The sequence below is a fragment of the Gordonia sp. UBA5067 genome, from assembly GCF_002414845.1.
Taxonomy (GTDB): Bacteria; Actinomycetota; Actinomycetes; order Mycobacteriales; family Mycobacteriaceae; genus Gordonia; species Gordonia defluvii.
Genome location: NZ_DIAX01000049.1, coordinates 983 through 11,450 on the forward strand (window position 1 = coordinate 983; position 10,468 = coordinate 11,450).

Consider the following 10,468-nt stretch of genomic DNA (forward strand, 5'->3'; position numbering starts at 1 on the left):
GAAGACCGCGCGCACCATCGGCAGCTTCGCCAACAGCCGGGCGACGCTGGCCTGATGCTCAGGCAGTTCGACGATGATGGCCGCCGCGTCGGAGTTGTCAAAGATGTACTCGAGCTCGGCGTCGGTGTAGCGGTAGTTCACGTTCACCGGAACGGCGCGCAACTTGATGGTCGCAATCAGCGTCTGCACGTGTTCGGGGCTGTTCTTCAGGAAGAGCGCTACCTTGTCGTCGGCACCGATTCCCCTCGACGCGAAGAAGTGTGCGACCTGGTTGGCTTGCCGGTCCATCTCCGCGTAAGTGGTCTGATTGCCCTCGTAGCTGAGGACGACGCGCTCGGGGACCGCGTCGGCGACCGTTTCGAAGACGTCGGCGAGGTTGAACTTCATGGTGGTGACTCCCTTGTCGAGGTTCGTTGGCTGGCAGTGGGTTAGGTAGCGGTGAGGACGAGTCCGCTGGTGGGCACTCCGGTGCCGGCGGTGACGACGATCCTCGCCAGATCCGGCACCTGGTTGACCGATGCTCCGCGCACCTGCCGCACCGCCTCTGCGATGCCGTTCATGCCGTGAATATAGGCCTCGCCCAACTGGCCCCCGTGGGTGTTGAGCGGCAACCGGCCGCCGACTTCCAGGGCACCGGGCTCGGCGATGAAGTCCTTGGCGTCGCCCCGCCCGCAGAACCCCAACTCCTCGAGTTGCATCAGCGTGTACGGCGTGAAGTGGTCGTAAAGGATGGCCGCATCCATGTCTTCGGGGGTGAGCCCGGACTGCTCCCACAGTTGCCGTCCGACGAGGCCCATCTCCGGCAGACCGGCGAGCTCATCACGGTAATAGCTGGTCATGATGTATTGGTCGGTGCCGCTGCCCGAGGCGGCGCCGGCGATGACGGCCGGTGGGTGCGGCAGATCCTTGGCCCGCTCCGCCGACACGATAACCAGGGCGACGCCGCCGTCGGATTCTTGACAGCAGTCGAGCAGGTGCAGCGGCTCGGCGATATAGCGTGAGTTCTGGTGGTCCTCGAGCGTGATGGGCTTGCCATAGAAGAACGCCTTCGGATTGTTCGCGGCGTGCCGGCGATCGACGACGGCGATCCGGCCGAAGTCCTCGCTCGTCGCCCCGTACTCATGCATGTAGCGCTGGGCCACCATGGCGACGAAGGCCGCCGGCGTCGACAGCCCATGCGGGTAAGAGAAGGCATTGTCGGTGCCCGACGAGGTGGCTTGGTTCGCAACCGCAGCGCTGACCTGCCCGAATCGGTTGCCCGAGCGCTCATTGAACGCCCGGTAGGCGACCACGACATCGCACACGCCGGTGGCAACGGCCATGGCCGCCTGCTGCACCGTCGAGCAGGCGGCGCCGCCACCGTAGTGGATGCGCGAGAAGTACGTCAGCTCGCCCATCCCCGTCGCGCGCGCGACGGCGACTTCCATGTTGGTGTCCATCGTGAAGGTCACCAGGCCGTCGACGTCGGCGGGGGTCAGCCCGGCGTCGGCGATCGCGGCCGTGACCGCCTCGGCGGCCAGCCGCAACTCGCTGCGGCCGGAGTCCTTGGAGAAATCGGTCGCCCCGATCCCGGCGATCGCGGCTTTGCCCGACAGGCTCATCGCGTCTTCCCTTCGGTGGCCAGCGTCGCGGTGACAGTGGAGATGACGTGTTTGCCCAAGCTGTTGGTGCCGACCACCGCAATGGTGACCTGATCGCCGTCGACAGCAACGACATCGCCGGTGAAGGTCAGCGCGTCGTAGGCGTACCAGGGCACACCGAGCTTCAGGGCGATCGACGTGATCCGAGCGCCCGGACCGGCCCAATCGGTGACGAACCGCTCGACGAGACCGGTATCGGTGAGGATGTTGACGAAAATATCCCTCGACCCGCGCTGCCGGGCAAGATCCCGGTCGTGGTGCACGTCCTGAAAGTCGCGGGTGGCCAAGGCGCTCGACACCACGAAGGTCGGCGTCGCATCGATGGTCAACGGCGGCAGGGAACCCTGGGCACGCTCAGCGGAACCCTGAGCATCAGCGGCGGAATTCTGGGCACCAGCGGCGGAATTCTGGGCACGATCGGCAGGGACCCAGGCATAGTTCGACCACCCGGTTGGACTCTGATCGTCGGCGGGGAAGTCGAGGAACTCGACCTGCACCGGCATGCCGATCGTCACCTCGCCGGGATCGACGTCGCGCAACTCGCCAAGCATGCGGACGCCCTCCTCGAGCTCGACGAGGGCCACCACGAAGGGCAGTGGCCGGCCGGGCACCCGTGGCGCGTGATGCACGACGTAGCTGTAGACAGTCCCCCTGCCCGACGCGACGAGATAGTCGGTGGTGCCGTAAACACCGTTCTCGTCACGCGTGGTCCACGTCGCCGGGATCGGCGGATGCTGGAGCCCGGCGGCCGACCGCGTCCCCGCGACACCGTCGGGAAGCTGCTGAATGCGCAGTTCGTGCGCAGCAATGCCATCCCAGAAGAAAGCCGTATCCGCCGACGCCTGCGGCCGGATCAGCTTGGCCGGATCGAGAGTGCCGGGCGCCGGCGCCTTCGTCGCGGCCGTCCCCGGCTTGAATTTGAGGATCCGGAAGTCCATCTCGGCGACCACGTCGTCGCCGACCCGCCAGGTGTTGTGGGTGGTGAAGAACCAACCTTCGCCCAGCGCAGTCTGCTTCGGCCCGACGACTTCGACCAGTTCCGACGACAGCGTGACCTCGTCGCCCGGCCGCAGATAGCGGTGATACACCGAGTCACAGTTGGTGGCCACGACCGAGGTATAGCCGGCCTCGTCGAACAGCTCGGTGGCCCGCCCCAGCGGATCGTCGTCGCTGCGCACACCGTGCAGTCCGCGCATCGTCCACACCTGCGCCATCGCCGGCGGTGCGACGATGCCGTCGAATCCGGCCGCGCGCGCGGCCTGCTCGTCGAGGTAGACCGGGTTCGAGTCGCCCATCGCCTCGACCCAGTTGTGGATCATCGGCGAATTGACCGGATCCCGCCCGGCCTTGGGGGCGCTGGCGCCCGCGTCCTTAATCCTCCCCGCGGCAGCGAGGATATCGGCCTGATCGACGCTGATCTCGTCGGTCCCAGTGCTCATACTGCCCTCCCTGCTACCGCGGTGCCCGGGGAAGGCCGAGTCCGGCGGTGGCGATCATGTCCCGCATGACTTCGTTGACGCCGCCCCCGAAGGTGATGACGACGTTGCGCTTCTCTTGCACGTCCAACCAATCCACCAACTCGGCAGTGTCTGGATCGGTGAAGTCGCCGTAGCGACCCAGGATGTCGTCGGCCAGTCGCATGATCACCTGGATGCGCTCGGTGGCGAAGACCTTCGTCGCGGCGGCATCGGCCATCGAAATGGCCTCGCCGGTGGAGGCGACCTGCCAGTTGAGTAGTTCGTTGATTCGCGCGTAGGCGCCGATCTGGGCAAGGGCGCGACGGACGCCGGGCCGGTCGGCGACCAGTTGCCCGTCGACCACGGTCCGGCCCGCCCACGCCTGCAATCGCACTGCGATGCCCTCGATGCGCCCGGCCGGGCCGAGCATGACGCGCTCGTGGTTGAGCTGGGTGGTGATCAGCTTCCAGCCGCCACCCTCCTCACCGACGCGCATCGACACCGGCACCTTGACGTCGGTGTAGTAGGTGGCGTTGACGTGGTGGGCGCCGTCGGCAGTGATGATCGGCGTCCAAGTATACCCGGGGTCGGAGGTATCGACGATCAGGATCGAGATGCCCTTGTGCTTCGGCGCATCCGGGTCAGTGCGGACCGCCAACCAGACGTAGTCGGCGTCGTGGCCCCCGGTGGTGAAGATCTTCTGCCCGTTGACGACATAGTGGTCGCCCTCGCGGACCGCCGTCGTGGTGAGCGAGGCGAGGTCGGTACCGGCATCCGGCTCGGTGTAGCCGATGGCGAAGTGGACGTCGCCCGCGAGGATCGCGGGCAGGAACTTGGCCTTCTGCTCGTCGGTGCCGTGGACCTGCAGGGTCGGCCCGACCGTCTGCAGGGTCACCGCTGGCAGCGGCACATCCGCGCGTACGGCCTCGTTGGTGAAGATCTGCTGTTCGATGTCGCCGAAGCCCTTGCCGCCAAACTCCTTCGGCCAGCCGACGCCGAGCCGGTCGTCACTGCCCATCTGCTTGACCACCTTGCGCAGCGTCGCGCCGTGGCGTTCGGTGAGCAGCGTCTGCTCGTCGTCGGGGTCGACCAGGCTCTCGAAGTACTCGCGCACTTCGTTCTTGAGTGCTCGCTGTTCGGGGGTGAGGTCGATGAACATGCCCTCGCCCGGTTCCAGCTTGCCGGCCGGCTGCAGCGCGCTACGCGCACCGGCATCGGCGAGCTCGTCGAGGGTGGCCGAACCGCCGACGAGGCGGGCGAGGTCCTTGGCGATGGAGAAGTAGCGGTGCAGCGGATAGGTGACGTCAACGCCGATGCCACCGTGCAGGTGCGTCATGGTGCGCATCGTCGCAGGAACTTCCGCAGCGACCCAGTAGGTGCCGATCGCGATGTCAGCGCTGGCATCGAGGCCGTTGGCCAGCCGCCAGGCCGCCGCGGTGGTGGTGAGGTTGAGTGCCCGCCCGATCACATAGATGTCGGCCAACTGCTGCCCGACGGCCTGGAACAGGGCGATCGGCTTACCAAACTGGTGGCGGGTGCTGACGTGGGTGGCGGTCATGGCGGTGGCGCCGTCGACGAGCCCGTCGGCGTAGGCGTTCAGCACGAACCGGTAATAGGCCAGGAGTTCATCGCGGCCGACCGGCAAGACGGCATCCTCGGCGACAGCCACCCCGGTGAACCGAACAGTCGATTCACTCGATCCGCTCGAAGTGGGGGTCCGGTCGACCGTGATCCCGTCCGTGTCGGCGGGTACCCAGACGACCACGTCGGCGCCGTCGCAGCGGGCGGTAACCAGGAAGGCATGTGCCCCGTGCGCACAGAGGACGCCAGTCTTGGTCGCGGTCAGCCGGCCCGCGGCGAGAGTGGCGGCAGGCTCGTCGAGCAGTGCGGCGCCCGGCTCCCGCGCGGCGATCGCCAGCCAGGCCCCCGTCGTCACCGGCGCGAGGCGCTCGGCCTGCCGGTCATGGCGGCCGAGTGCGAGGGACGCGGCAAGCGTGTCGAGGGCGGGGGTGACCGCCGCGGACTTGCCCATCCGGCGCAACAGCGGCAGCAGGGCCGTGGCGTCGAGGTCGTCGCCGCCGGCCGCTTCGGGCAGTGGGAGCGCGAGGAGCCCGGCGGCCACCATCGCCTGCCAGGTCGCGGTGTCGAACCCGTCGGCGACGGTAAACCGATCGGTGGGATCCGACGCCGTCCTGGTGAACACTTCCTGCGCCACATCTGCCACTGCGACCGCTGCCGCGTCAAGACTGAAGTCCACGTCGCCTCTCCTGAAATAGGAACCTGTTCCGACCCAATGTAGTGGGTTTACGCCACCAATACTAGAACAGGTTCTATTTCTTCGGGAATCGGTCCATGAGATTGCGCGGACTTGCTGAGAATCTCCCCGTGGTGATGCGCCGAGGGCTATTTGCCCCCGACTGGTCACCACGGGGAAGTTCTCCGCACCACTAGCGCGGCATACCGAGAATTCGTTCGGCAGCGGCGGTCTTGAGGATCTGCGTCGTACCGCCGGCGATCGACAGGCACCGGTTGAGCAAGAACAGCTCGGCGGCCTCACTGGCGACCATCCCGTCGACGCCGAGCAGTCGCACGGCGAAGTCCGGGACCCCCTGTCGATGCGTGACACCGATCAGCTTCCGCACGCTCGACGCCGCACCCGGGTCGTGGCCCGACAACCGGGCCTGGACGGCGCGCGCGTCGAGCGTGCGGCCGTTGTGCGCATCGGCGACCAGCCCACCCAACTCGGCCAGCTCACCGCCGGCCAACGGTCGGTTCATCCCGGCTACCTGCCGCAGCAACGCGTCCATCTCCTTGCCGAGGCTCGAGCCGCCCATGGCAACACGCTCGTTGGCCAGCGTCGTGCGCGCGAGTCGCCACCCATTGTCGACCTCCCCGACAACCATCTCGTCGGGCACGAACACGCCGTCGAGGAACACCTCGTTGAACAGGGCCCGCCCGGTCAGCTCGCGCAGAGGGCGGATGTCGATCCCAGCCGAGGCCATGTCAACCACGAAATAGGTGATGCCCTTGTGCTTGGGTTTCTCGGGATCGGTGCGTGCCAGGCAGACCGCCCACTGCGCGTTGTGAGCCGCCGAGGTCCAGATCTTTTGCCCGGTCAGAAGCCACCCCGGCTCGCCGTCGAGTCCGGTGCCGCGCACCGCCTTGGTGCGCAGCGACGCCAGGTCGGAGCCGGCTTCGGGCTCGGAGAACAGCTGACACCAAATCATCTCCCCGGCCAATGTCGGGGCGACGAACCGCTCGCGCTGCGCGTCGGTACCGTGCTCGAGGATCGTCGGGATGGCCCAGCCGGCAATGACGAGGTCGGGCCGATGAACACCGGCGGCATCGAGTTCGGCGTCGATCAACAGTTGCAGGGCCGGGTTGGCCCCGAGTCCGTAGGGCGCCGGCCAGTGCGGGGCAAGGTAGCCGGTCTGGACCAGTTCGGCCCGGCGCTGATCGTCGGCCGCGGCGGCGATCTGTTCGACGGTCGCCCGCACCCCGGCGCGCTGATCCTCCACCTCGGAGAGGTCGATGGAGAACCGTCGACGCTGACCGTCGATCGCGGACTGGCCGAGCTGCACCCGATCCGAATGCCCGCCGGCCAGCGCGGATCGCGCAGACAGTGCCGACCGTAGGTAGAGCTGGGCATCATGCTCGAAGGTGAAGCCGATGCCGCCGAGAACCTGGATGCAGTCCTTGGCATTGGCCAGCGGCAGCTCCGCAACGAGCGCATTGCCGACGAGCGTGGCCAGCCCGGCCTGCGTTCCGAGGTCCAGGTCATCAGCCTGGCCGGCGAGGAGGTCGTCGACCGCACCCGCCTGATCCCAGGCCGCGGCACTGAGCTGCTCGCTGCGGCAGAGCATGTCGGCCAGGATGTGTTTGATCGCCTGGAACGATCCGATCGCCGCGCCGAACTGGGTGCGCACCTTCGCGTAGTCGACGGCGGTATCCAGGCACCACTGTGCGACGCCGGACTGGTAGGCCGTATTGGCCGCGGACAGGATCGCCGCGGCCCGCGCCGAACGCGGCAGTTCGACGACGGCACCGAGATCGACCCCACTCAGCGCGATGCGTGAGTACGACATGGTGCCGTCAATTCCGTCACAGGCCTGTGCATCGACGGTGGCGGCCGCCGGTGGAACCAGGTACCACCGGGTGCCGCGTCCGGGGAGGACGAGATTGACCAGCAGCGCCGCCTCGGGCACCCAGCCCCCCACGATGCCGAGCTCGATTCGCCCAGCCGGATTTGTCGGCGGGACGTCGCGCCCGAACAGGACATGATCGGCCGGCGCGACGACGGGCAGCGCCCCGGCGAGGATCTCCGAGGTGAGCGAGCCGGCCGATTCGCCCGGCGTTCGGGACAGGGCGATGCCCGCGGCAACGGTCGCAATGATCGGGCCCGGCACGAGTCGTCGACCGCATTCGGCAACCATGGCCGCCGCGTCGGCGAAAGGGGCACCGAGGCCGTCGCGCCCCTCGTCGGCCGCCGCCGCGAACACCCCGAGCTCCGCGAGTTCGGGCCACAGCCCGCGCCACGCATCACCGGGTTTGTCGAGTTCGGCCCGGACGATTGCGGTTGTCTCCCGAGCCGCCGCCCAGTCGGCGATTGCGGCGCAGACCGCGATTTGTTCGGCTGACGTGGCGATTGTCACGGTATCCCCTGCATGTCGAAATTGAAACGAGCAACTAGAACCTGTTCTAATATGCCATGTGGCCTTCATAAACTGATAGCCGCAAGGGAAAGGACCGACGAGACGATGGCGCGAACCGCAACTGCCAACGCCGAGGCGAGCGAAGAGCACTTCGCCCCGCCCGTCGACGAGACCTCGGCGTCGGGAGCAACCGGCGGGTCGACCGCGCAGCGCGAACGTCGTCGCCGCATCCTCGACGCGACGCTGGCACTGGCGTCCAAGGGCGGCTACGACGCCGTTCAGATGCGTACCGTCGCCGAGAAGGCCGATGTAGCCGTCGGGACGCTGTACCGCTACTTCCCGTCGAAGGTGCACCTGTTGGTCACCGCCCTGTCCCGCGAGTTCGAGCGGGTCGAGGCCCGCGTCGACCGCTCACAGCTCTCCGGCGCCTCCGGAGTGGATCGCCTGCGGACCGTCTTGGACATGATCACCGTAGCCATGCAGCGCGATCCGCTGCTCACCGAAGCCATGACCCGGGCATTCATGTTCGCCGACGCGTCGGCGACCGCCGAGGTCGACAATGTCGCCTTTACGATCGACCGCCTGTTTGCCGGCGCCATCGTCGGGGCCGACCGGGAGCCCGACGAGGAGGATTTCGCCATCGCCCGCGTGATCGCCGATGTCTGGATGTCTAACCTGGTGCAGTGGCTGACCCGACGGGCATCGGCCACCGATGTGACCAACCGAATGGAACTGACCGTTCGCCTGTTGCTCAAAGGCCGCGACCGCCGCGTCGACGCCTGACCCTACGGCCGGACGCCGAGGTCGCGTGCGATCATCGGCCAGGTCCGCTTGAGATCGTCCTCCCAGTAGCCCCACGAGTGGGTCCCGGTCGGCCTGGTGATTACCATCCCCGGGATGCGTAGCTGGTGCAGTCGTTGCGACATCTGCTGGGTACAGAGATTGACCGCGCTCTCGATCAAGCCGCCGACGACGACCTGATTGACCAGCGCCACCGGATCGTTCTGGACCAGCTTGGCGCCCATCGTGTCGTTGCGGCCGGGAATCCCGGTGCCCGTCGTCATGTAGACCTTCGTCCCGCGCAGCCGTGGCGCGTTCTGATACGGGTCATTGGCCATCCAGCCCGGCCCGCCGACCGGCCCCCACATGTTGGTCACGTTGCCCCGGCCCCGGTCGCCGACGACCATCTGGATGTATGCCTGGCCGAGTGGGTCGGATGTGCGGGCGCAGCCGCTATAGGCGGCGACCGCACGGTACAGCCGGGGCGCGGCTACGGCGAGGTTCAGCACCGAGGTGCCCGCCATCGAGATCCCGGCGACGGCGTTTGCCTTGGTCGTCGCGAACTGCTTGTCGAGCAGGGGCGGCAGTTCACGGGTCAAGAATGTCTGCCACTTGTTCCGCCCCAACACGGGATCGTCGTGCTGCCAGTCGGTGTAGTAGGAGAAGGCGCCGCCGATCGGGGTGGCGACGTAGACGTTCTTCGTTGCGAAGAACTCTTCGTAGTCAGTCTTGTCCGCCCAGGATGCGGTGTCCTCACCGCCGCCGGCACCGTTGAGGAGGTACAGGACCGGGCTCGGCTTGCTCTCGTCCCTCGGCTTCAGGACGACAACGGGAATCTGGCGGTTCATCGACGCCGAGTACACAACGACGGTGACCTTGCGGTCGATCCCCGGCACGACGGCATCGATCTTCGACTGCTGGGCGACGGACTTGACGACGAGGTCGGGTGTCACGAGGTGCGGGATCACCAGCGCCGCGCCGACAGTCACCGCGGCGAGAGTCGCCGCACCCATCGACGGCCTCGACAGCACAGATCGCTTCGGACCCTTTCGGAGCGCCATAGGACACCTCTCAAGTCACAACAGTCACATTGGTAACACCTTGAGGGTACGGAGATCATGCGCCCCGATTCCAGCCGGGACTGCCGTCGTTAGCCTTTCGCAATCCCTTTGTGACAGGCCCCGGGGGTCACCCGCAATCACCCACCGACGACTCCGGCCCGGCATCAATTTTTGATACCGGGCCGAAAGGTCGCAGACGGGTGCGCTTAGCTCGCGTCGCCGGTGGCGTCGCCGACCTCGGTCAGCTCCGTTGGGGCGTCGGGCACGGCTCGAGGCTTCTCAGAGCCGACGAAGGTGAACGTGGCGCCATCGCCATCCCCCTCACCGTCCCAGCCCTCGACGTCGACGACGACGATCTGCCCCGGGCTGACGTCGTTGAACAGGATCTTCTCCGAGAGCTGATCCTCGATCTCGCGCTGGATCGTCCGACGCAGCGGACGCGCACCCAGCACCGGATCAAAGCCACGCTTGGCGAGCAACTGCTTAGCCTTGTCGGTCAGCTCCAGATCGATGTCCTTGGCCTTCAACTGCTTCTCGACGCGGCCGATCATCAGGTCGACCATCTCGACGATCTGCTCGGACGTCAACTGGTGGAACACGATGACGTCATCGATGCGGTTGAGGAACTCCGGACGGAAGTGCTTCTTCAGCTCGTCGTTGACCTTCTGCTTCATCCGGTCATACTGCGAATTGTCGTCGTTGGACTTGGCGAAACCCATTCCGACGGCCTTGGAGATATCGGACGTCCCCAGGTTCGAGGTGAAGATCAGCACGGTGTTCTTGAAGTCGACCGTGCGACCCTGACCGTCGGTCAGACGACCCTCCTCGAGGACCTGCAACAGTGAGTTGTAGATCTCCGGGTGCGCCTTCTCGATCTC

7 protein-coding genes and 2 pseudogenes are annotated in these 10,468 nt (G+C 66.8%); 1 reads left to right on the top strand and 8 read right to left on the bottom strand.

Translation table 11 applies throughout. From position 1 onward, the window contains the following. The 6 genes and pseudogenes from B4M62_RS08065 to B4M62_RS08090 all read right to left on the bottom strand — a co-directional run. Positions 1-387, bottom strand: a 387-nt coding sequence (locus tag B4M62_RS08065) for an AMP-binding protein (RefSeq protein ID WP_290706499.1), incomplete at its 3' end; no start/stop codon positions are given. Positions 388-428: 41 nt separating this feature from the next. Next, positions 429-1,601, bottom strand: a complete 1,173-nt coding sequence (locus tag B4M62_RS08070) for a lipid-transfer protein (protein ID WP_290706501.1) — start codon at positions 1,599-1,601, stop codon at positions 429-431. A gap of 446 nt (positions 1,602-2,047) precedes the next feature. After that, positions 2,048-3,079: pseudogene (locus B4M62_RS08075) on the bottom strand (bifunctional MaoC family dehydratase N-terminal/OB-fold nucleic acid binding domain-containing protein); the annotation flags it as partial. Between the two features lie 13 nt (positions 3,080-3,092). Beyond that, positions 3,093-4,256, bottom strand: coding sequence for an acyl-CoA dehydrogenase family protein (locus tag B4M62_RS08080; RefSeq protein WP_290706513.1), 1,164 nt, complete (start codon positions 4,254-4,256; stop codon positions 3,093-3,095). Positions 4,257-4,373: 117 nt separating this feature from the next. Next, positions 4,374-5,222, bottom strand: a pseudogene (locus B4M62_RS08085) (acyl-CoA dehydrogenase family protein); the annotation flags it as partial. A 322-nt stretch (positions 5,223-5,544) separates the two neighbouring features. Then, positions 5,545-7,749 carry an acyl-CoA dehydrogenase gene (locus tag B4M62_RS08090; protein WP_290706503.1) on the bottom strand — a complete coding sequence of 735 codons (2,205 nt, stop codon included), beginning with the start codon at positions 7,747-7,749 and terminating at the stop codon, positions 5,545-5,547. Between the two features lie 105 nt (positions 7,750-7,854). Here B4M62_RS08090 and kstR point away from each other — a divergent pair, with 105 nt between their 5' ends. Continuing rightward, on the top strand, positions 7,855-8,532 hold the full coding sequence (gene kstR, locus B4M62_RS08095) for a cholesterol catabolism transcriptional regulator KstR (protein ID WP_290706505.1): 678 nt from the start codon (positions 7,855-7,857) through the stop codon (positions 8,530-8,532). Between the two features lie 2 nt (positions 8,533-8,534). Here kstR and B4M62_RS08100 read toward each other — a convergent pair whose 3' ends face one another. Further along, positions 8,535-9,590, bottom strand: a complete 1,056-nt coding sequence (locus B4M62_RS08100) for an alpha/beta hydrolase (protein WP_290706507.1) — start codon at positions 9,588-9,590, stop codon at positions 8,535-8,537. A gap of 206 nt (positions 9,591-9,796) precedes the next feature. After that, positions 9,797-10,468, bottom strand: a 672-nt coding sequence (locus tag B4M62_RS08105) for an AAA family ATPase (RefSeq protein WP_290706509.1), incomplete at its 5' end; no start/stop codon positions are given.

Coding starts and splice junctions, on each gene's coding strand:
- B4M62_RS08070 (WP_290706501.1), bottom strand. CDS start 1,601: ATGAGCCTGTCGGGCAAAGCCGCGATCGCCGGGATCGGGGCGACCGAT.
- B4M62_RS08080 (WP_290706513.1), bottom strand. CDS start 4,256: ATGTTCATCGACCTCACCCCCGAACAGCGAGCACTCAAGAACGAAGTG.
- kstR (WP_290706505.1), top strand. CDS start 7,855: ATGGCGCGAACCGCAACTGCCAACGCCGAGGCGAGCGAAGAGCACTTC.
- B4M62_RS08100 (WP_290706507.1), bottom strand. CDS start 9,590: ATGGCGCTCCGAAAGGGTCCGAAGCGATCTGTGCTGTCGAGGCCGTCG.